Origin of the sequence: Bifidobacterium vansinderenii (assembly GCF_002234915.1) — a bacterium.
Classification (GTDB): Bacteria; Actinomycetota; Actinomycetes; order Actinomycetales; family Bifidobacteriaceae; genus Galliscardovia; species Galliscardovia vansinderenii.
Map to the genome: position 1 here is coordinate 94,059 of NZ_NEWD01000002.1, position 21,193 is coordinate 115,251.

General features: G+C 63.3%; 21 protein-coding genes. 2 read left to right on the forward strand and 19 right to left on the reverse strand.

The genetic code is table 11. The features are described 5' to 3' along the window. Positions 1-126: 126 nt before the first annotated feature. The 7 genes from sufC to aroC form a co-directional block, all read right to left on the reverse strand. Positions 127-906, reverse strand: coding sequence for a Fe-S cluster assembly ATPase SufC (gene sufC / locus Tam10B_RS00590; protein WP_093959341.1), 780 nt, complete (start codon positions 904-906; stop codon positions 127-129). A gap of 22 nt (positions 907-928) precedes the next feature. Beyond that, entirely contained in the window at positions 929-2,200 is a 1,272-nt protein-coding gene (gene sufD / locus Tam10B_RS00595) for a Fe-S cluster assembly protein SufD (protein WP_093959342.1), read from the reverse strand. A 5-nt stretch (positions 2,201-2,205) separates the two neighbouring features. Then, positions 2,206-3,711: a Fe-S cluster assembly protein SufB gene (gene sufB, locus Tam10B_RS00600; RefSeq protein WP_093959391.1), complete on the reverse strand. Its 1,506-nt coding sequence runs from the start codon at positions 3,709-3,711 to the stop codon at positions 2,206-2,208. Between the two features lie 291 nt (positions 3,712-4,002). Beyond that, complete coding sequence (locus Tam10B_RS00605) at positions 4,003-5,664, reverse strand: CTP synthase (protein ID WP_093959343.1); 1,662 nt, start codon at positions 5,662-5,664, stop codon at positions 4,003-4,005. Positions 5,665-5,857: 193 nt separating this feature from the next. Continuing rightward, on the reverse strand, positions 5,858-6,304 hold the full coding sequence (gene aroQ / locus Tam10B_RS00610) for a type II 3-dehydroquinate dehydratase (protein ID WP_093959344.1): 447 nt from the start codon (positions 6,302-6,304) through the stop codon (positions 5,858-5,860). 11 nt (positions 6,305-6,315) lie between these two features. After that, positions 6,316-7,929, reverse strand: coding sequence for a bifunctional shikimate kinase/3-dehydroquinate synthase (locus Tam10B_RS00615; protein ID WP_093959345.1), 1,614 nt, complete (start codon positions 7,927-7,929; stop codon positions 6,316-6,318). 15 nt (positions 7,930-7,944) lie between these two features. After that, the gene (aroC, locus tag Tam10B_RS00620) at positions 7,945-9,132 is read right to left on the reverse strand and encodes a chorismate synthase (protein WP_093959346.1); all 1,188 of its coding nucleotides are present in this window, start codon (positions 9,130-9,132) and stop codon (positions 7,945-7,947) included. A gap of 71 nt (positions 9,133-9,203) precedes the next feature. Between aroC and Tam10B_RS00625 the strand changes: the two genes are divergently transcribed. Next, complete coding sequence (locus Tam10B_RS00625; RefSeq protein ID WP_093959347.1) at positions 9,204-9,647, forward strand: prepilin peptidase; 444 nt, start codon at positions 9,204-9,206, stop codon at positions 9,645-9,647. A 28-nt stretch (positions 9,648-9,675) separates the two neighbouring features. On the opposite strand, the gene mltG is transcribed toward Tam10B_RS00625, so the two are convergent. From mltG to Tam10B_RS00660, 7 genes are all read right to left on the reverse strand, one after another. After that, complete coding sequence (gene mltG / locus Tam10B_RS00630) at positions 9,676-10,863, reverse strand: endolytic transglycosylase MltG (RefSeq protein WP_093959348.1); 1,188 nt, start codon at positions 10,861-10,863, stop codon at positions 9,676-9,678. Beyond that, positions 10,863-11,330: a Holliday junction resolvase RuvX gene (ruvX, locus tag Tam10B_RS00635; RefSeq protein WP_093959349.1), complete on the reverse strand. Its 468-nt coding sequence runs from the start codon at positions 11,328-11,330 to the stop codon at positions 10,863-10,865. The genes mltG and ruvX overlap by 1 nt, the downstream gene beginning before the upstream one ends. A gap of 20 nt (positions 11,331-11,350) precedes the next feature. Then, a complete protein-coding gene (gene alaS / locus Tam10B_RS00640; RefSeq protein ID WP_093959350.1) occupies positions 11,351-14,032 on the reverse strand; it encodes an alanine--tRNA ligase in 2,682 nt (893 codons plus the stop codon). A gap of 96 nt (positions 14,033-14,128) precedes the next feature. Beyond that, positions 14,129-14,374 carry a hypothetical protein gene (locus tag Tam10B_RS00645; RefSeq protein WP_093959351.1) on the reverse strand — a complete coding sequence of 82 codons (246 nt, stop codon included), beginning with the start codon at positions 14,372-14,374 and terminating at the stop codon, positions 14,129-14,131. Between the two features lies 1 nt (position 14,375). Next, entirely contained in the window at positions 14,376-14,786 is a 411-nt protein-coding gene (locus Tam10B_RS00650) for a DUF948 domain-containing protein (protein ID WP_093959352.1), read from the reverse strand. Between the two features lie 117 nt (positions 14,787-14,903). Then, the gene (locus Tam10B_RS00655; RefSeq protein ID WP_093959353.1) at positions 14,904-15,581 is read right to left on the reverse strand and encodes a histidine phosphatase family protein; all 678 of its coding nucleotides are present in this window, start codon (positions 15,579-15,581) and stop codon (positions 14,904-14,906) included. 19 nt (positions 15,582-15,600) lie between these two features. Beyond that, positions 15,601-16,431: a histidine phosphatase family protein gene (locus Tam10B_RS00660; protein ID WP_093959354.1), complete on the reverse strand. Its 831-nt coding sequence runs from the start codon at positions 16,429-16,431 to the stop codon at positions 15,601-15,603. A gap of 98 nt (positions 16,432-16,529) precedes the next feature. Between Tam10B_RS00660 and Tam10B_RS00665 the strand changes: the two genes are divergently transcribed. Further along, the gene (locus Tam10B_RS00665) at positions 16,530-17,231 is read left to right on the forward strand and encodes a response regulator transcription factor (protein WP_158214079.1); all 702 of its coding nucleotides are present in this window, start codon (positions 16,530-16,532) and stop codon (positions 17,229-17,231) included. A gap of 12 nt (positions 17,232-17,243) precedes the next feature. Here the strand turns inward: Tam10B_RS00665 and Tam10B_RS00670 are convergent, their stop codons facing one another. The 5 genes from Tam10B_RS00670 to Tam10B_RS00690 all read right to left on the reverse strand — a co-directional run bounded on the left by Tam10B_RS00670 (position 17,244) and on the right by Tam10B_RS00690 (position 21,126). Then, positions 17,244-17,603, reverse strand: coding sequence for a YccF domain-containing protein (locus Tam10B_RS00670; protein ID WP_093959356.1), 360 nt, complete (start codon positions 17,601-17,603; stop codon positions 17,244-17,246). 221 nt (positions 17,604-17,824) lie between these two features. Further along, positions 17,825-18,451, reverse strand: coding sequence for a 30S ribosomal protein S4 (rpsD, locus tag Tam10B_RS00675; RefSeq protein WP_093959357.1), 627 nt, complete (start codon positions 18,449-18,451; stop codon positions 17,825-17,827). A 213-nt stretch (positions 18,452-18,664) separates the two neighbouring features. Then, positions 18,665-19,492, reverse strand: coding sequence for an ABC transporter ATP-binding protein (locus Tam10B_RS00680; protein WP_093959358.1), 828 nt, complete (start codon positions 19,490-19,492; stop codon positions 18,665-18,667). 1 nt (position 19,493) lies between these two features. Then, complete coding sequence (locus tag Tam10B_RS00685) at positions 19,494-20,711, reverse strand: ABC transporter permease (protein ID WP_093959359.1); 1,218 nt, start codon at positions 20,709-20,711, stop codon at positions 19,494-19,496. A 16-nt stretch (positions 20,712-20,727) separates the two neighbouring features. Further along, positions 20,728-21,126 carry a DUF4418 family protein gene (locus tag Tam10B_RS00690; protein ID WP_093959392.1) on the reverse strand — a complete coding sequence of 133 codons (399 nt, stop codon included), beginning with the start codon at positions 21,124-21,126 and terminating at the stop codon, positions 20,728-20,730. Between the last annotated feature and the right edge of the window lie 67 nt (positions 21,127-21,193).

Sequence of the window (21,193 nt, forward strand, 5' to 3'; positions counted from 1 at the left end):
CAGTAAGCCAGTAGTTGTACGTGAGCCGAGGGGCGGGACGTATGATGTTCGACTGTAGGCTCGGCCAAACGGCCTTGAGTGTGTCGAACATCATATGTCCCGCCCCTCGGCGACCAACCAAGTACCTTACGCCAGGGCGCTTTCGGAATCCGCGCCCTCCGGCAGATACTGGTCGTAGCCGTTCTCCTCCAGCTCGTCGGCCAGCTCGGGGCCGCCGGTCTTCACAAAGTGGCCGTCGGCGAACACGTGCACGATGTCGGGCTTGATGTACTTGAGGATGCGGGTGTAGTGCGTCACCATCATGATGCCGAGGCCGGTGTTCTCCTTGGCACGGTTGACGCCTTCGGACACGATGCGCAGGGCGTCAACGTCAAGGCCGGAGTCAGTCTCGTCGAGAATGGCGAACTTGGGCTTGAGCAGTTCGAGCTGCAGCACTTCGGCGCGCTTCTTCTCGCCGCCGGAGAAGCCCTCGTTCACGGAACGGGAGGCGAACTTCGGATCCATGCGCAGCTTCTTCATCGCGTCGCCGAGCTCCTTGGCCCAGGTGCGGATGGCCGGCGCCTTGCCGTCCACCTCGGTCTTGGCGGTGCGCAGGAAGTTCGTCATGGACACGCCCGGCACCTCCACCGGGTACTGCATGGCCAGGAACAGTCCAGCTTTGGCGCGCTCGTCCGGGGTCATCTTCAGCAGGTCGACGCCGTCGAGCAGTGCCTGACCGGAATCGACCTCGTACTTGGGGTGGCCGGCCAGCGTGTAGGCCAGCGTGGACTTGCCGGAGCCGTTGGGGCCCATGATGGCGTGGGTCTCGCCGGAGTTGACGGTGAGGTTCACGCCCTTGAGGATCTGCTTGCGTCCGTCCTTGGTCTCCACCGAGGCGTACAGGTCCTTGATCTCCAATGTGGACATTTCAAAATCTCCTATTTCGTCGTTACTTGTCTTCGAGGACCTGTGCCATGGCCGCGCTCTCGCCCTTGGCGAGCCTGCGGTCGATGACGGTCATCAGGTGTTCGGAAATGGACGGGATGCCGATCTCTTCGATCAGTTCGGCGAAGAATCCGCGTACCACGAGCTTGCGTGCCTCGGTTTCGGGGATGCCGCGGGACTGCAGGTAGAACAGCTCCTCGTCGTCGAATCGTCCGACGGAGCTGGCGTGGCCCGCGCCCACGATGTTGCCGTTCTCGATCTCCAGGTTCGGTTCGGAGTCGGCCACGGCGCCCGGAGTAAGCACCAGATTGCGGTTGAGCTCGTAGGAGTCGGTGCCGGGGGCGGTCGGTTCGATCAGCGCGTTGCCGACCCACGTGGAGTGGGCGTCCTTGCCGTCGAGCGCACCCTTGTAGACCACGCGGGACTTGCATTCGGGGTGGTTGTGCACCACCATCGTGCGGTGCTCGATGTGCTGGCCGGGATCCACGAAGTAGATGCCGAGCATGTTGAGGTCGCCCTGCGGGCCGCCGAAGTCCTGATCCATGCGGATGCGCACCACGTCGCCGCCGAGGGTGACGACGGAGTGACGCAGGCTTGCGCCCTCGCCCACGTGGATGCGGTGGTTGCCCACGTGCTTGCTGGTCTTGTCCCATTCCTGCACGAACGTGGTGGAGATGTGCGAGTCCTTGCCGGTGGTGATCTCCACGCCTTCGGCGAGACGGGCGTGGCCGGTGTGCTCGATGATCACGTCGCCGTGTGCCTTGTCGTCGGCCTTGATCACCAGATGCAGGGCGTCGAGTTCGTCGCCGGCGCCGGTGATCTTGACGAGCACGGGCGTGGTGAGTTCACCGGTCAGTTCCACCACGGTGGCGGTGGTGCCGGACTGCCATTCGACGGCCGACACGCGGTCGTTCGGCTTGGAGACGGTGCCGGAGGGGGCTTCGTCGATCTTGGTCTGGTACAGCTTCACATTGTCCGCCGCCAGTTCGGTGCCGTCGATGGTGGACACCTCGATGGTGGTCTCGCCGCTGGGCTTGAACACGTCGAAGAACTCCGCGATGCGGTCGACGGGGGTGAAGCGCCAGTCGTCTTGCTTGCGCGTGGGGACGGCGAAGTCGTTGGCCTCGAACGAGCGGATGGCCTTGTCCGCGCTGGACGGCATCAGGGCCGGCACGGCGTAGGGATCGTTGAGATCCGCGACGGGGATGTTGAGTTCGGCGGCGATGTCGCGCACGGTGCCGTCGCCGACGGTTTCGACCTTGTTTTCGTCTGTCATCGGTATCAGCCCACCGATCCTTCCATCTGCAGTTCCACCAAGCGGTTGAGTTCGAGCGCGTATTCCATGGGCAGCTCACGGCTGATCGGCTCGACGAAGCCGCGCACGATCATGCCCATGGCCTCCTTTTCCTCGAGGCCGCGGCTCATCAGGTAGAAGAGCTGGTCCTCGGAGACCTTGGAGACGGTGGCCTCGTGGGCCATGGAGACATCGTCCTCGCGCACGTCCACATGCGGGTACGTGTCGGAGCGGGAGTAGTCGTCGACGAGCAGCGCATCGCAGACCACGGATGAGCTGGAGCCCTCGGCGCCCTTGACGATCTTGACCAGACCGCGGTAGGCGGATCGTCCGCCGCCACGGGAGATGGACTTGGCCACGATGGTGGAGCTGGTGTGCGGGGCCAGATGGATCATCTTGGCGCCGGTGTCCTGGTACTGGCCCTTGCCGGCGAAGCCGAGCGACATGGTTTCGGCCTTGGCGTACGGTTCGGCGAGGATGCAGGCCGGGTACTTCATGGTGGCCTTGGAGCCGATGTTGCCGTCGACCCATTCCATGGTGCCGCCCTCGCGCACGTAGGCGCGCTGGGTGACGAGGTTGTACACGTTGTTCGACCAGTTCTGCACGGTGGTGTAGCGCACGCGGGCGTGCTTCTCGACCACGATCTCCACGATGGCGGCGTGCAGCGAGTCCTCGGACCAGATCGGGGCGGTGCAGCCTTCGACGTAGTGCACGTAGGAGCCCTCGTCGGCAATGATCAGCGTGCGTTCGAACTGTCCCATGGCCGGGGTGTTGATGCGGAAGTACGCCTGCAGCGGGATGTCCACGTGCACGCCCTTCGGCACGTAGACGAACGATCCGCCGGACCATGCGGCCGTGTTGAGCGCACCGAACTTGTTGTCCTCCGGCGGCACCACGGTGGCGAAGTACTTCTTCACCAGATCCGGGTATTCACGCACGGCGGTGTCGGTGTCGACGAAGATCACACCCTGCTTCTTGAGATCCTCCTGAATGGAGTTGTAGATCACTTCGGACTCGTACTGGGCGGCCACGCCGGAGACCAGACGCTTCTTCTCGGCCTCGGGGATGCCCAGTCGATCGTAGGTGCTGCGGATGTCGTCGGGCAGCTCATCCCAGCTCTTGGCCTGCTTGTCGATCGGCTTGACGTAGTACTTGAAGTCGTCGGCGTTGAAGCCGGAAAGGTCCACGCCCCATTCGGGCATCGGCTTTTCGAGGAACGCCTTGTATCCGCGCAGACGCATGTCGAGCATCCATTCGGGCTCGCCCTTGTCGGCGGAGATGGCCCTCACCACGTCCTCGTCGATGCCTCGCTTCGCAGCCTCGCCGGCGGCATCGGAATCATGCCATCCGTAGCTGTAATCACCGAACTGCGAGATGATCTCGTCATCCTGCTTGATCTTGTCCTCGTTGACGCGGGAACGGTCGGCCACATACTGGCTCATCTCCACGTCAGCCGCCGCGGAGCCCTTGTCCGGGGTCTCCTGCGACGTCATTTCATCCGTCACCTTGAGTTTCCTCCCATCGTCCGGCGTGATCATGGTCGCCGGAGCCTTGACGAAAGTGCTTTCTGTCCGTAGCAAATCTAACAGAACATCACGAACAACACTAATCGGCGTTCCGTGAATTATCCATCGGCAAACGTGAGAAAGATTACAAAGACAATGTGTCCGCCGGACGCAGAATACGATGAAGCCCGCCGTACGCGTAATGCACGGCGGGCTTCACGTCTCATCGGTGGTCGTCGAATCAATCGGTTAGATCATGGATTGATCGACGAATCCCGATCAGTGAGTGGCCTGATGATCAAGCGCAGCCTTGACCAGACCGGCGAACAGCGGGTGCGGCTTGGTCGGGCGGGACTTGAACTCCGGATGGGCCTGCGTGGCGATGTAGAACGGGTGCACGTCCTGCGGCAGTTCCACAAACTCGGTGAGCTCGCCATCAGGGCTCTGGCCGGAGATGCGCAGACCGGCCTCGCGCAGACGATCCTTATAGGCCACGTTCACCTCGTAGCGGTGGCGGTGACGCTCGGTGACGTGCGTGGTACCGTACAGCTGCGCGGCGAGGGAGCCCTCCTCCAGCACGGCCGGGTAGCTGCCCAGTCGCATGGTGTGGCCCATGTCACCCTTGCCGGCGACGATGTCCTTCTGCTCCTCCATGGTGGCGATGACCGGGTTGGCGCAATCCGGCTCGAACTCGGAAGAGTTGGCGTCCTCGAGGCCGAGGACGTGGCGGGCGTATTCGATGACCATGGACTGCAGGCCCAGGCACAGGCCCAGAGCGGGCAGACGGTTCTCACGGGCGTACTTGAGGGCGCCGATCTTGCCGTCGATGCCGCGGATGCCGAAGCCGCCGGGGATCACGATGCCGTCCACGTCGGCCAGCGCCTTGGCGGCGCCTTCCTCGGTCTCGCACTCGTCGGCCGCGACCCATTCGACGTTGACCTTGGCCCAGTTGGCGAAGCCGCCGGCCTTGATGGCCTCGGTGACGGACAGGTAGGCGTCGGGCAGGTCGATGTACTTGCCCACGATGGCCACGTTCACCTCGTGCTTGGGGTGGTGCACGCGGTCGAGCAGGTCGGACCACTCGGCCCAGTTCACGTCGTGGAACGGCAGGCCGAGCTCACGTACCACGTAGGCGTCGAGGCCCTCGTTGAACAGGGTCTTCGGCACGTCGTAGATGCTCGGGGCGTCCACGCAGTTGACCACGCCTTCCTCGTCCACGTCGCACATGAGGCTGATCTTGTCCTTGATGGACTGGGACAGCGGACGGTCGGAACGCAGCACCAGGGCGTCGGGGGCGATGCCGAGCTGACGCAGCATCATCACGGAATGCTGAGTGGGCTTGGTCTTGAGCTCGTGGGCGGCGGCGATGTACGGCACGAGGGACACGTGCACGAACATGCAGTTGTCGGAGCCGATGTCGCGACGCACCTCGCGGGCGGCCTCCAGGAACGGTTGGCTTTCGATGTCGCCGACGGTGCCGCCGATCTCGGTGATGATCACGTCGACGTCATCGGACGCCTGGGCACGCATACGCGACTTGATCTCGTTGGTGATGTGGGGAATGACCTGGACGCACTGGCCAAGGTACTCGCCGGCGCGCTCCTTGCGCAACACCTCCTGGTACACCTGACCGGTGGTGACGTTGGCCTTCTGGGAGAGGAACACGTCGAGGAAGCGCTCGTAGTGGCCGATGTCGAGATCCGTCTCGGCGCCGTCCTCGGTCACATAGACCTCGCCGTGCTGGAACGGGTTCATGGTACCCGGATCAACGTTGATGTAGGGGTCGAGCTTCTGCTGAAGCACATGGATGCCACGACTACGGAGGAGTCGGCCGAGGGACGATGCCGTGAGTCCCTTGCCGAGCGACGACACAACTCCGCCGGTGACGAAAATGTGCTTGGTGATGTGCTCTTGCGCGATGCCATGTTTTCTTCTAACCATGGAATTTCACTTTATCATCGCCATGAGACGCGGCGTGTTCGCAGTCGTCCCAGTGGATCGTCCCATCCCGTGGAACGAAAGTCGTCGTGTCGCCGTTGGTGTGATCACACTAGCGACGACACGACAGATGCGCGCACCGGCACGACATGCGATACGTCTGTACACAAATCGAATGTGCGAATGTGTACGGCGCTCAGCCGTTGACGATGTGCGCCACGGCCTCGAGGGCGAGCTTGTAGCCGAAGAAGCCCATGCCGGTGATGGTGCCGGTGGCCACGGGGCTGATCACGGAGCGCTTGCGGAATTCGTCGCGGGCGGACGGGTTGGAGATGTGCACCTCCATGAGGGGCAGTCCGGCGTCGCCGACCATGTGCGCGGCGTCGGACAGCGCGTACGAGTAGTGGGTAAACGCGGCGGGGTTCATCACCACCGGGGTCTTCTCGTCGGCGGCCTGGTGCATCCAACGGACCATCTCGGCCTCGTCGTCGGTCTGACGCACCTCCACGTCGAGACCGAGTTCCGCACCCCACTCGGTGCACAGGCGACGAAGCTCCTCAAGATCCTGCCGGCCGTAGACGTCCGGCTGGCGCACGCCGAGGCGGCCGAGATTAGGTCCGTTGACAACGATGACTTTGGTCATGATGGGCTCCTTTACTGCTGAATGCGGCGGAAGGCTTCCTCGACGGCGTCGGCCGGCGGGTTGTCCAGATGGACGACGTGTCCGGGGCGGTCGAGCACCACGAAGCGCAGCATATTGCCGCGGGCCTTCTTGTCGCGGTGCATGAGCGCGAGCACGTCCTCGAAGCTGCCGCCGTTCCACGAGGTCGGCAGGCCGAGCGAGGACAGCAGCGAACGATGGTAGTCCACCAGATCCTGGTCGATGTAGCCGAGCAGATGGGCAAGTTCGGCGGCGTAGACCATGCCGACGGCCACGGCGTTGCCGTGACGCCAGCGGAAGTGTTCCAGCTTCTCGATGGCGTGCCCCATGGTGTGACCGTAGTTGAGGAACTCACGCAGTCCCTTCTCCTTGAGATCGGAGGAGACGTGATGCGCCTTGACACGCACCGTACGCTCGATGAGTTCGGCGATCACATGCTCGAGCTCGTCGGACACATGTTCGGGATCGAAGATACGCAGCGCATCGGCGTTCTCCTCGAGGATGCGCAGGATCTCGGTGTCCATGATGAAGCCGGACTTGGCCACCTCTCCCAGGCCTTCGACGAAGATGTCGTTCGGCAGCGTGGCGAGCGTGGTCAGATCGGCGAGCACGCCGGCCGGCGTATAGAACGATCCGACCAGATTCTTGCCCGCCTCGGTGTTGATGCCGGTCTTGCCGCCGGTGGACGCGTCGACCATGGCCAGCAGCGAGGTCGGGCAGTTCACGTAGCGGATGCCACGCATCCAGGTGGCGGCGACGAAGCCGGCCAGATCGGTGGCCGCGCCACCGCCGAGGCCCACCACGGCGTCGGAACGGGTGAAGCCCTCCTCACCCAGACGCTTCCAGATGCCGTTGGCCACCTCGATGGTCTTGCCGGCCTCGGCATCGGGAATGGTGATATCGGACACCTCGTATCCGGCACGACGCAGCAGCGTGCGGGCACGGTCGGAGTGCCTCTGGACGGGAGTGGTGTGGATCAGTGCGATACGCACCGGCTTGTCGCCCAACACTTCGGCCAGATGGCTGCCCACATGCGAGCCGATCCGCACGTCGTAGGGGTCGGCACCCGTAACGTGCACCACGCGTTCGTTCGCGGAATCGGCGATGTTCTGTGCCGCCTGCATGGGATTCTTTCCTTTCGTGTGAACGATGCAATTCGCCAGTCGTTCGAATACCGGACGACGCTGTGAATACAGTTTGCGCCATTTCTTGGCGGCGCCGTCGACTAGCAGCGGCCTGTTGCCGGAACGGGATGCGCGGGCGATGGCCTCGTTGGGATCCGCATCGAGATAGGCGACGGTGCCGCCCTCCCCGATGTAGGATTCCAGGGCGGCGTAGACCCGGTCGGTCATCGGCGCTCCGCCGCCCAGCGACAGCACGCCTTCGAAGTCATGCAGATGTTCGAGTATCGTATCCGCCTCGATGCGGCGGAATTCCGCCTCGCCTCGGGTCTCGAAGATCTGTGGGATCTTCACGCCCTCGCGTTCCTCGATCTCCACATCGGAGTCGACGAACGGCACGTTCAGCAGTTCGGCCACATCCTGGCCGATGCGGGTCTTGCCCGCTCCCGGCATGCCGATGAGCACGGCCTTGGGGATCAACGTCATGATCGAAGCTCTCCCCTACCGCATGTGCTCGGGCCAGGACGCCAGGTAGGACTCGGCGTTACGACGGATCTCAGCCACCGAATCGCCACCGAACTTCTCCAGCACGAAACGTGCGAGCGTCAGACGGACCATGGCCTCAGCCACCACGGATGCCGCGGGCACGGCCGTAGTGTCGGAACGCTGGTTGATGGCCTGGGCGGCCTCGCCGGTCAGCACGTCCACGGTGCGCAGCGCGCGCGGAATCGACGGGATCGGCTTCATGGCGGCGCGTACGCGAATCGGCTGGCCGTTCGACATGCCGCCCTCGATACCGCCGGCGCGGTTGGACAGACGAGTGATGCGACCGTTCTCGTCGGTCACGATCTCGTCATGGGCCTGGGATCCGGGACGGACTGCCTCGAGGAAGCCGTCACCGATCTCCACGCCCTTGATCGCCTGGATGCCCATAACAGCACCGGCCAGAGCGGCATCGAGACGACGATCGGACTCCACGTAGGTGCCCAGACCGGCGGGAACGCCGTAGGCCAGCACTTCGATCACGCCGCCGACGGTGTCGCCGCTCTGCTTGATCTCGTCGATGCGGGCCTTCATACGGGCCTCACCGTCCTTGTCGAGCGTACGCACCGGGGACGCATCGAGGGCGGCCACATCATCGGGAGTGGGCAGCGGGGCGTTCTCGTCGACGCCGGCACCTCCGATGGAGATGACATGGGAGACGGTACGAATACCCAGCGTCTGCTCAAGGAACTTGGCGGCCACGGCGCCCAGAGCCACACGGGATGCGGTTTCTCGGGCGCTGGAGCGTTCCAGCACGGGGCGGGCGTCATCAAAACCGTACTTGCGCATGCCGGTGAGATCGGCATGGCCGGGACGCGGACGGCTCAGCGGGGCGTTGCGGCCCTCGCGGGGGATGTCGTGGTCAAGCGGGTCGGCGCTCATGACCTCGGTCCACTTGGGCCATTCGGTGTTGGCGATCTCGATGGCGATCGGGGAACCCAGCGTGGAACCGTGACGCACGCCGGTGAGCATGCGTACCTTGTCCTCTTCGAACTTCATGCGGGCGCCGCGTCCGTATCCCAGACGTCGACGCGCCAGCGCGTCCTTGATGTCCTGGGATGTGACGGCCACGCCGGACGGCAATCCCTCGATCATGGCCACCAACGCCTCGCCATGTGATTCCCCAGCCGTCTGCCAGCGCAACATCTCCCGCTCCTTTATCAACGTGTGTTCCCGGTCGAACGCTTGTCGTTCAACCTCGGTATATCTTACGAGTAATGACGTACCTTTTCATTCCTACAGCAGTGGCCGGATTTGTGGTGACGTGTACCGATATACGGACACGTCGGGTGCCCCGTGCGGTGATCGCCGCCGGATCGCTGACGCAGGTGATATGCATGGCTGCATGGTGCGCGACGGTGGGACGATGGTCGTCGTTGATCATGAGTCTCGTGCTTGCGCTGGCATGCGCCGCCGTGCAGCTGCTGCTGGCGATGGTCCGCCCCGGCACGCTGGGGTTCGGCGATGTGACGTGCACGCTGATGATGGGGATCGCCGTGGGCTGGTTCGGTGTGGAGGCGGTGCTGGTCTGGTGGATGCTGATGGGCCTGCTGGGACTGGTCATGCTGGGAGTACAAAAACGCCGGGGCGGGGATTCAATTCCCTTCGCCCCGGCGATCGTGCTGGCCGCGGTGATCGTGGTGCTGGCGCGCGCGCTCTGATTTCGGCACGCACCAGCCGATCGATTCGTCAGTTCGAAGCCTCCCAGTCCTCGTATTCCTTGGAGAACTGCTGGAACTCGTTCTCGTCGGCGGTGAACTTCGTCTCGCCCGTGTCGAGGTTGACGGTCACGAAGTAGAGCCAATCGCCCTCCTCGGGGTTCATCGCCGCCTTGATGGCATTGTCGCCCGGCTGGTTGATGGGCGTGGGCGGCAGACCCTTCTGGGAGCGGGAGTTGTAGGGGTTGCTGGTGTCGTTGAGCATCGCCTTGGTCAGTGCACGAGGCTCCACGTTGTTGCCGTAGGCGATCACGGAATCCATGCCGAGCGGCATGTCCTTGGCGAGGCGGTTCTCGATCACCCGCGTCACCTTGCCGTAGTAGTCGGACTTGTTCACCTCGCCCTCGGCGATGGATGCGATCTTGAGGATGCGCTCCCGGTCGTCGCCGGTGGGCACGCCCAGCTGATCGAGCTTGGCGATGCGCTTGTCGACCATCATCTTCATGATGTCCCCGGCCGACTTCTGCTCCTTGACGTTGTAGTTGCCCGGTTCCAACCATCCTTCGAAGCTGCCGCCGGCCTCCGCGGGAAGGATGCCGTCGCCCTTGTTATCGACGATGGCCTGGAACTCCGAACGGTCGATGCCGGAAAGGCTCGCTGCCTGATCCAGCACGGCACTGAGCCGCTCCCCCGGATTGACCACGAGGAAGCCCTTGGCGTTGCTGGAATCGGTGAGCACCTTCGCCACGGCGTCGGCCTTCATGCGATACTTCAGCTCGAACACGCCCGGCTGGAGTTGGTTCTCGAGTCCGGCGTTCTTGACCGCCTGCTGGAACGCCGCGCTGGACTTGACGATGCCCTTCTTTTCCAGATTGTCGCCGATCTGCACGCTGTTCTGCCCATTTTCGACGGTGAACTCCACATCGCCACTGCCGGGACCGGGATAGTCCGCCGCCTCGGTACGCGTGACCTGCACAGCGTTGCGAACGGATCCCAGCTTGGAGAACAACATCCAGCCGCACAGGCCGACCAGAACGACGAAGACCACTGCGATGATGACCTTGACCTGCCGGGCTCGCTGCTGCTTGCGCCGATACTTCTGCATCTCCTTGCGAGAGCGCGGAGGACGCGGAGGCGTGCCGGGAGCGGGCTCGGGCTCACCGTCCCCGCCAACCCATTCGGCCTTTTCAGCGAAAAAGTCCTGCATATCGTCGGCCATCAAACCTCCATAACCGCTGTATCCGTGCGTTCGCGTGCGTTCCTGTCCAAAGCCTCCTGCAGCAGCACCACGGCGGACTGCTGGTCTATGCTCGGCCGGTGATCCCGGGTCTTGAGCCCGGCCTCGCGAAGCTGACGGTGCGCGTCGACCGTCGTCAACCGTTCATCCAGCAATTCTACCGTGGCGGCGATGCCATCCTCATCGAGACGGCGTTCTAGGGCCTTGGCCCAGCGTCGAGCCTTCTTGGCGCTTTTGCCTTCGGTGCCATCCAACTGCAACGGATGGCCTACAACCACATGAGTGATGCGCTCGTCCTCGATGACGTCGAGGACATCGTCAAGCGCATGAAAATAATCGTCTCCCCATACCTGCACGTTGCCGATGGGGTGCGCGAAGGTAAGCTCCGGGTCGGACTTCGCGAGTCCGACCCGAGCGTTACCGAGATCCACGCCCAACCAATATGACATGGAATGCTCCGTCCCGTTGATCAGTGCTTGAGCACCTGGGCCTTCAGGGACGAAAGGGCCTCATCGATCTTGGTGGCGTCCTGACCGCCGCCCTGGGCGAAGTCGGGCTTGCCGCCACCGCCACCGCCGAGCGTCTTGGACGCGGTACGGACCAGATCGCCGGCCTTGATGCCGGTGCCGCGGGCCGCCTCGTTGGTGGCCACGATGATCACCGGATTGCCGTTCTCGCCTTCACCGGCAAGGGCCACCACCAGCGGCTTGGATTCGCCGAAGCGACCGCGGATGTCCATGACGGACTTGCGCAGGGCATCGACGGAACCGAAGTGACCGACGTTCTTCACGGCCACGGCCACGTCCTCGGAGGAGTCCTTGGCGCTCTCGAGGATCTGCGGCACCTGGGCGGCGAGGTTGCTCTCGTACATGGCAGCCAGACGACGGTCGGATTCCTTGAGCTTGGCAAGCAGAGCGTTGACGCGATCGGCCAGTTCGTCCGGACGGGCGTTGAGCTTGTCGGACAGCTGGGAGACCAGCGCGTGCTCACGTGCGTGGAAGTCGTAGGCGCCCTGACCGACGACGGCGTCCACACGACGCACGCCAGTGCCGACGGAGGCCTCGGACATGATGGACACGGCACCGATCTTGCCGACATGGTCGACGTGGGTGCCACCGCACAGCTCGCGGCTCCAGCCGTCCTCGCCGATGGAGACCACGCGCACGATGTCGCCGTACTTCTCACCGAACAGGTGCATGGCGCCGAGGGCGATGGCGTCGTCGAACTTCATCTCCTGCGTGGTCACGGCGAGGTTGTCGCGCAGACGATCGTTCACACGGGCCTCGACCGCGTTCATGACGTCCTTGCTCGGGGCCTTGCCCCACTGGAAGTCGAAGCGGAGACGGTTCGGGGCGTCCTCGGAACCGCGCTGAGTGGCCTGCGGACCGAGCTCCTCGCGCAGCGCCTTGTGCACCATGTGCGTGGCGGTGTGGGAACGGGCGATGGCTCCACGACGATCCTGATCGATGGTGGCGGTGACCTTGGCGCCGCGGACCAGCGTGCCTTCGGTCAGACGGCACTGGTGCACGGTCAGGCCCTTGATCGGGTGCTGCACGTCGTCGACCTCGAGCACGGCACCGTCGTCGGTGAGGATCTCACCCTGATCGGCGAGCTGACCGCCGGCCTCGGCGTAGAACGGGGTGCGGTCGAGGATGACCTCGATGGTGGCGGGGGCGCTGACCGCAGCCACGGAGCCCTTGCCCTCCTGGATGATGCCCAGCACGTTGGAACGGCTGGAGTACTCGGTGTAGCCAAGGAACTCGAGCGGGGCCTCGAGCGTCTTCTTGAAGTCGTCGTACACGGACAGATCCACGTTGTGACGCTTCTTCAGCGCGTCGGCGCGGGCACGGGACTTCTGCTCGTTCATGAGCTCGCGGAACTTGGCCTCGTCCACCTTCACGCCCTGTTCGGCGGCCATCTCGAGCGTGAGCTCGATCGGGAAGCCGTAGGTGTCGTGCAGGGTGAAGGCGTCCTTGCCGGACACCACCGGATCGGTGCCTTCCTTCTTGGCCTTCTTGACGGCCACGTCGAGGATGGACGTGCCGTTGTCGAGCGTGCGGCGGAAGGCGTCCTCCTCGGCGTACGCGGATTCGGAGACCTCGTGGAACGTGGTCTCAAGCTCCGGGTAGCTGGGGGCCATGGCGTTCTTGGAGACGGGCAGCAGGTGCGGCATGACCTCATCGGTGACGCCCAGCATGCGCATGGAGCGCACGGTGCGGCGCAGCAGGCGACGCAGCACGTAGCCGCGGCCCACGTTGCTCGGACGCACGCCGTCGCTCATGATCATCAGAGCGGAGCGCACATGGTCGGCCACCACGCGGAAGCGCACGTCGGCGTCGGCGTTCTCGCCGTACTTCAGTCCGGAGAGGCGTTCGGCCTCCTCAATGACCGGGTAGACCTCGTCGGTCTCGTAGATGTTCTCCTTGCCCTGCATCAGGTAGGCAAGGCGCTCGAGGCCGGCGCCGGTATCGATGTTCTTGTTCTCCAGCTCGCCCACGATGTGCAGGTCGGTCTTGGACTTGACGTTGTCGACCTCGTAGTTCTCGAACACGAGATCCCAGATCTCGATGAATCGGGTCTCGTCGGCGGCGGGGCCACCGTCCTTGCCGTACTGGGGACCGCGATCAACGTAGATCTCGGAGCAGGGGCCGCCGGGGCCGGGGCCGCCGGTGGTCCAGAAGTTGTCCTCCATGCCGAAGATCTGCATGTGCTCGGGATCGAAGCCCTCGTTCTTCCAGATGGAGCGGGCCTCCTCGTCATCGGTGTAGGTGGTGACCCACAGCTTCTCCGGATCGAAGCCGTAGCCGCCCTCGCTCTGCGGGGTGGTCAGCAGCTCCCATGCGAAGTGGATGGCCTCCTCCTTGAAGTAGTCGCCGAAGGAGAAGTTGCCCAGCATCTGGAAGAAGGTGCCGTGGCGGGTGGTCTTACCGACCTCGTCGATGTCAAGCGTACGCACGCACTTCTGGTTGCTGGCCATGCGCTTGCGAGGCGGCGTCTGCTCACCGAGCAGGTAGGGGATGAACGGCACCATGCCGGCGATGGTGAACAGCGTGGTCGGGTTCGGCGAGATCAGGGATGCCGAAGGAACGACCAGGTGGTCATGCTTCGAGAAGTAATCCAGATATCGCTTGGCGATTTCCGATGTGCGCATGGACGTGCGACTCCTTTAATTGATTGGCTTGCGGGCACGGCGATCGGCCCGCGAAAAATTACTGATCATGATCGCGGCGGACTGGTCCGCGATCGGCTAGCGTGCGGTCCGTTCGATGAACTCGCGGTTGAGCTGCTCCTCACGATCCCGGCGATGCTGCTGGAAGTCGTCGAACAGAGCCTGCACCGTCTGCAGGGTGATGGGCGGCTGCTCCTCATCGGGACCGAACACGAACTGTCTGGCCGGCTCGGGCGTATGGGCCTTCACGTAGGCCTGCGCCTTGGTGACGGCCATGATGCCGATGCCCACGCCGAGCGAAACCCAGAAGATGCGTTTGAACATGCTACTCCCCCTTGGATGCGTCGGACAGCGGCGAAGGCTCGGCATGGCGGCCGGCCGCACGACGGTTAAGGAAGTCCTGCGCGGTGGCTTTGAGGGCCCACAGTGCGGAGGCGGCCTTGATCACCGGCTTGCCGAGGAACGACCCATACAGATCGGTCAGCGCACCGACGTTCGTGGCGGAGCGCTGAGCCGCGTCGGAGATGGTGTTCACATCCTCGAGGGAACGGTTGACCTTCTGCACGGTGGTCACGCCTTCGTCAAGGGCGGGAAGTGCATGGTCTCCGGTGTCTTTGACGGTCTGTGCGATCTGATCGAACAGCTTGCCCAGACGAATCAGCGGGTAGATCATGAACCCCGCCAGAATGGCGAACGCGATGGCCGCGATCAGGCCGGCGATCTGACCGATATCCATTGCCGAATACCTCGTTTCCTTGACAACTTCTCGCGTCCCGGACGCAATACAAATCCAAAGGCTATCACCTACGGCGAACAGTCCCGTCATATTCGCCGCGAATGGTTCGCGATCGGCTCACTGATTATAGGAGACGATCGTGATGCCTCCGTCGTCCAACGGCCTGGACGGATCGAAGTCGAGCACGGTGACGCTGCCGTTCGCCGGGCGCTCGCTCAGATCGTAGCCGGCGGGCGCGAACCGGTGCATCAGGCTGAGCAGCGTATTGCCGTGGGAGATCACGAGCACGTCGTCGCCGTCCCGGAGCACGGGGTTGGCGGCGATGATGTCGAAGCCGCCCTCCACACGCTTCCAGTATTCGGTTTCGCTTTCGGCGTCATGGAACGGGTCGGCCTCCTTGAGGAAGTCCTTGGTGGCGCCGAGTCCGTATTTCTCCACGATGGCGTTGTAGGTCTTGACGCCGTGGGGCGCTCCGGCCGCATACCATGCCATGGCCATGTCGAGGCCTTCGTAGTAGCCGTAGAACTGCTCACGGAAGTGCATGTCCACGGTCAGTTCGGGACGCTGATGACCTGCTTTCTCGTTGATATCGAGGATGGAGCGAGCGGTCAGTTCGGCGCGGGTGGTGTCGGAGCAGTAGGCTGCCGCGAAGTCGATGCCTTCCAGCTTGTGACCGGCCTTTTCGGCGTCGGCGATGCCGGATTCGGTCAGCGGCGAGTTCGACCAGCCCTGCAGACGGTTGTACCGGTTGAAATAGGTCTGTCCGTGACGGACCAGATGCAGATGAAACGTCATAGCTCTGATTATCCCACGCTCAGCCCGCGATGGGCTTCCAACGGGGCATATCGTCGTTGCGCAGTTCTTCGGGCCCGTTCTCCCAGTCCATCAGTCCGGCGATGGCCGGACCGGAATTGAACTCATCGAGTGTCCAACGCAGTGTGCCGTCTCCGACGAACACTGGGGTGAGTCGTGACCAGAAGGCATTACGCATGGAGCCAAGATTGCTCAGATTGTCGGGATCCATGCCGACCAGTGTTTCGATGGTGGCCACGATCCACGATCCGTGACCCACGATGACCAGCGTGGTCTCCCGTTCCTCGCCGCGGGAACGCCCGACGATGTCGATGACCGCGTCTGCGCCACGCCGACCGACGTGAGTGCGCGTCTCCACGCCGTATCTGGTCTCGCCGCCGGTGTGCGCCTTCCACGACGCATAGGCTTCGGCGTCCATCGCACGCATCTCCGGGCGGGTCATCCCTTCCCATCGTCCGAATGCACGTTCGCGCATGCGTTCGTCCAGTTCGATCGGCAGACCGAGGATGTCGGCGAACGCATGGGCGGTCTGCTGGGCGCGGAACAGGTCGGACGACACGATCCTCAACGTTCTGCGCGCCGCCGGCGCCTTGCGATATTCCTCGGTGCTGCTCGGCCGCGCCGCCTGAGGTCCGGGCTGAGGCAGGGTTTCGGGATGATCGGCGATACGGCTGACCTTGGCCCAGTAGTATCTGCGCGCGAGTTCGAATCCGGTCTGGTCCGCCTGCCACTGGCCGACGATGTCGAGCGGAACGTCGATCTGCCCCTGCAGTCGACGTTCGAGATTGAAGCAGGTACGTCCGTGTCGCACCATCACCACTTCGGTAATCATCGTGTTCCATCCATTCCATGCCGTGTTCGTGACGGTAATCGTCGTATCGTTCCTATCATATGCTGGACATAGTCAATGAACACCGGCAGGGAGGTACGATGAGGATTCTGCTGGCAACACTCAACACTGCGTTGCGCAATGCGGTACGCGCGACGTTGGAGTCAGCGGGGCATGTCGTCGAGACGATTCCTTCGGACGACGACGATGACACGCCCGCCGATGCGTTCTCCGCGGAACTGATCATCATGGACGACGCTTTTCCGCGACATGCCGATCGAGAGGATCTGGACCGACTCGCCGCACGAATGATGCAGGCCAGAATGCTGTATCTGCGAACGCCCCGTCTGACCACGGCGGACGGCGATGCTCATGCCGATGACACGCATGCGGATGCCGCCGAGGCCGGGATGCTGTCGCAGATCGACGACGAGCTGCGCAAACCGTTCTCTGATTCGGAGCTGCTTGCCCATGTTCGCCGTCTGTCGTATGTCAATGACTCCGAAGACGCAACGATCCTGACCCGCGGCGATCTGACATTGGACACCGATGCCAGACGGGCGTTCTACGGGGATCTGGGACGCCCGTTGCCCCTTTCGCCCCGTGAGTACGCGGCTTTGGAGATGCTGGTTCGAGCCGACGGCGATTATCTGTCGTTCGACGAGCTGCTGGAAGGGGTGTGCGGCAACGGGTTCTTCGAACAACGCGACGTCATGGCTACCGCCATGCGTTCGCTCGCTCGTAAATTGCAACGCGCGGGCCTGTTCCTCACCCAACGCGGCGACCGGTACCGCATCGGCTGACGTGTTCGAAACTCAGCGGATTACGGCACCGAACGGCATGAGGGCGAGCTTGGCCATTTTGAAGGACTGGATGCCGAAGGGGATGCCGATGATCGTGATGCAGTTGGCCAGTCCGGCAATGACGTAGCCGATGGCCATCCACAGTCCCGCGATGACGATCCAGATGATGTTGAGCAGCAGGGAGCCGAATCCTCCCCCGTAGTCCACATGCTTGCCGAACGGCGTGAGCGTGAGTTGGGCCATCTTGAATGCCTGGATGCCCAGCGGGATACCGATGATCGTGATGCAGAGGATGATGCCGATGATGGCCCAGCCCAGCGCGAGGAAAAGTCCGCCGAGGATCAGCCATAGAATGTTGCCGAGCAGTCTCATGATTGCAATGCCACCTTATTGTGCGTGTTGATTATCCGTATGGTTTCATTATGGGCGCGCATGGGCGAGGGCGCCATCGGGGTTTGCCCTGATTGTTCCCCGATTCGTCCCTGATGGCAGGCTGCCTCGAAGTCGGCGACGCTCCGAACGACGATGTTCGGATATGGAAAAGCCCTGCGGCCACGAGGGCGCGCAGGGCGAAATGCTGAACTGAACCAGGATCAGCGAGCGTAGAACTCGACCACGTACTGGATGTTCACCTGAACCGGGATCTCCTCGGCGAGGGGCTTGCGGGTCAGGGTGGCCTTCAGCGAGGCGAGGTCGACGTCCAGGTAGCCCGGGACGGCCGGCAGCACGTCACGGTGCACGCCTTCGGCGGCAGCCTGGAAGGGCTCCATGGTCTGGCTCTTCGGACGGACCTGAATGGTCTGGCCGGGGCGAACCTTGTAGCTCGGACGATCCACCTTGTTGCCGTCGACCATGATGTGGCCGTGCACGACGAACTGACGGGCCTGAGCGGTGGTGCGGGCGAAGCCGGCACGCAGCACGAGGGCGTCGAGGCGGGACTCGAGGTCCTGCAGCATGGCGTTACCGGTCTGGCCGGCCTCGTGGGTACCCTTCTCGTAAGCGGCGCGCAGCTGCTTCTCGGAGATGCCGTACTGGGCGCGCAGACGCTGCTTCTCGCGCAGACGAACGGCGTAATCGGACTCGGTGCGGCGACGGGTGCGGCCGTGCTCGCCGGGGGCGTACGGACGCTTCTCGAAGATGCGCTGGGCCTTGGGGGTCAGAGCGATGCCGAGGGCGCGGGAAAGACGCACCTGACGGCGGGAGCGCTGAACGTTAGTCATGAATGTTCATCCTTTGTTTCTGTCGTTATCTGAACGGAACGCGCGGCATGCGCCGCACGCTGAGCCGGCCTCTCCAATGCTTCACCGTGCCATGGCACGAATGACCGCAACATGATTGCAGCCACCGACCCATTGATGGGCTAAGGCTCCAGATAGGTTTCCGCCTGATGGCAGACACCAAAAATAGAAGTATACGGTAACGGTCGGACTTTGTCACCGGGATGGTCTGTCGGCGAGTCGTCCGGCGTCCAGCGTGAGCACACGGTCGGCGTAAGGCAGGGCATCCGCATCATGGGTGACCATCAGCACGGCCGTGCCGTGGTCGGCAAGCGAGCGCAGGAGTCGCATGACGATGAGCGTGCTCTCCGCGTCAAGGTCTCCGGTCGGCTCGTCGGCGATCAGCAGCTTGGGGCGATTCATCAACGCCCGGGCGATGGACACGCGACGCATCTCGCCGCCGGACAGCTCCTTGGGATAGCTGTCGGCGAGGTCATCGACCTGCAGGTCGGCAAGCAATGCATGGGCGCGCGTCGACAGCGCGTCGGGCCTGGCGGCCGTCGGTTCGGAAACGCGTACCGGTGCTATGACGTCAGGCATATCCGGGTCGTCGGCTGGAGTCTCGGCCGGCTCCGCCGATTTGACGCCGGCGTTCTCGTTCTCGGATTCGACAGGCCCGCCAGCGGCCTGTCCATCGGAGTCGTCCGGGAAGAACAGGGCCGGCAGAATCACGTTGTCCAACGCGGTCAGGTTGGGCAACAGCGTCTGACTCTGCGTGACGAAACCGATGGTACGGTTGCGCAGTCGGGACAGCGCCTTGTCGTCAAGATCGGCGACGGACTGCCCGTCGATCGTCACCGCACCCGATGTGGGACGCAACAGTCCCGACACCATGTTGAGCAATGTGCTTTTGCCGTTACCGGAACGGCCGACGATGGCAATGAATTCGCCCGCGTCCATGGACAGGTTCACGTGGTCGACCGCCGCGAACGGTACGCCGCGACGAATGAACTCGCGGGTCAGGTCCTTGATCTCCAGCAGCATGTCACTCCCCCTCCCTCAGAGTCAGATATGCCTCGGGACGTCCCAGGCGGAAGGCGACGAACAGCGAAGCCACCGCCGCGGTGAGCACCGCAAAGACCAGAGCGACCAGCGCCATGCCCAGAATCGATCCGATGCCCACCTGCAGGTACGGCAGCTGCATCTGCTTGCCGATGTACCCGCTGAACGGGAACACGATCAGCGACGCCGCCGCCACGCCGATCACGCCGCCCGCAAGACCGGTGATCAGCGCCTCGCGGATCACGATGGAGATCAACATGCCGCGCGTGGCGCCCATGATGCGCAGGGATGCGAACTCCTTCTTGCGCTCGTTGACCGAGGAGGAGAACACGGCGAGCATGACGATCAGTCCCATCACCCACAGCACGACGACGAACACCAGCATATAGGACAACATGGTGTTCAGTGAAGTCTTGGTGGAGGCCGTCACGCCACCGGGATAGACAAACCCGACCGAGGCGAGCTGCGGATCCAGCTTGGCGATATTGTCCGCCACCGTATGGGCGTCGTATCCATCCTGCACCTTGATCAGCACGGAGGATACGGCCTTGGACGCGTACTCCTGCGGCATCACGCGCTTGGCCACCTTGGCCGAGGCCGCGACCATCTGCGGAACCGTGGCCTTGTTGACGAATACGGAGTTGTCGAGGCTGGTACCGGTGCTGGCCAGCTGTGCCACCACGGGCCAGGTCTTGCCATACAGTTCGATCGTACCGTCGGTGGACACGTTCACGTTCGCGCCGGCCACCATCTCGCCGTCGCCCAGCGTCTTGTCGTACTGGGAAGCGACCCACGGTTCGATCACGAAATCGGTCTGCGGATCGAACCCGATGATCTGCAGTTTTTCGGCGCAGCAGGCCGCGGCAAGTGACGAAATATAGGTCTGGGACGTGATCTGTGCGATGCCGTCGGCCTTGGCCACCTTCGATTCGATGTCGTTCGTGAAGTAGAAGGTGTTCGGCGTGCCGTCTGTCAGCAGTGCCTCGGCCTTGGATTCGGTGGTCTGCGGCACGACCATGAGGTCGGCCCCCAAGCGCTCCTCCATGCTCGTCAGACCCTTGTTGAGATTCATGGCGAGCATGGAGCCGCCAAAGAAGGCCACGGAGAGGATCGCCACCACGGTGATCAGGGAAGCGGTGCGGAATGGCTTGCGTCGAAGGTTCTCCAGCGGCAGTCCGGCAAGCGAGATATGCGGCGACATGATGTCCGGGTCCCGGTCAGACGCGCTTGGCCGGACGGGAGTCCAGCCAGATGGCGATGGCGGAGAAGACGATGGTCAGCACGCCGAGAACGATCAGCGTCGGACGGGTAACCATGTGGCAGTGCATCATGGCGCCGGGGCACACGCCGATCAGCACGGTCGGCACCGCAATGGCCAGCAGTGCACCCAGCACCGCGGCGATGTTCAGACCGATGCGGATCTGGGGGGCCACGAACAGGGCGATCACTCCCAGCACGGCGATGAGGGCGCCGACACCGATCTCGGCCTGAGCGGTCCAATGACATGCCATCGGCATCTTCTCAACCTTGCAGACATAGGCGAACGTGTGCGGGGCAATGGCGATCAGCGCACCGAACACGATGGACGGAATGGATGCGAACAGCTTGTTCTTCATGATCTTCTCTCCTGCGACTTCTGTATTGGGGATGTCCACGGATGCCTTCTGCATCCGAACCTGAGCG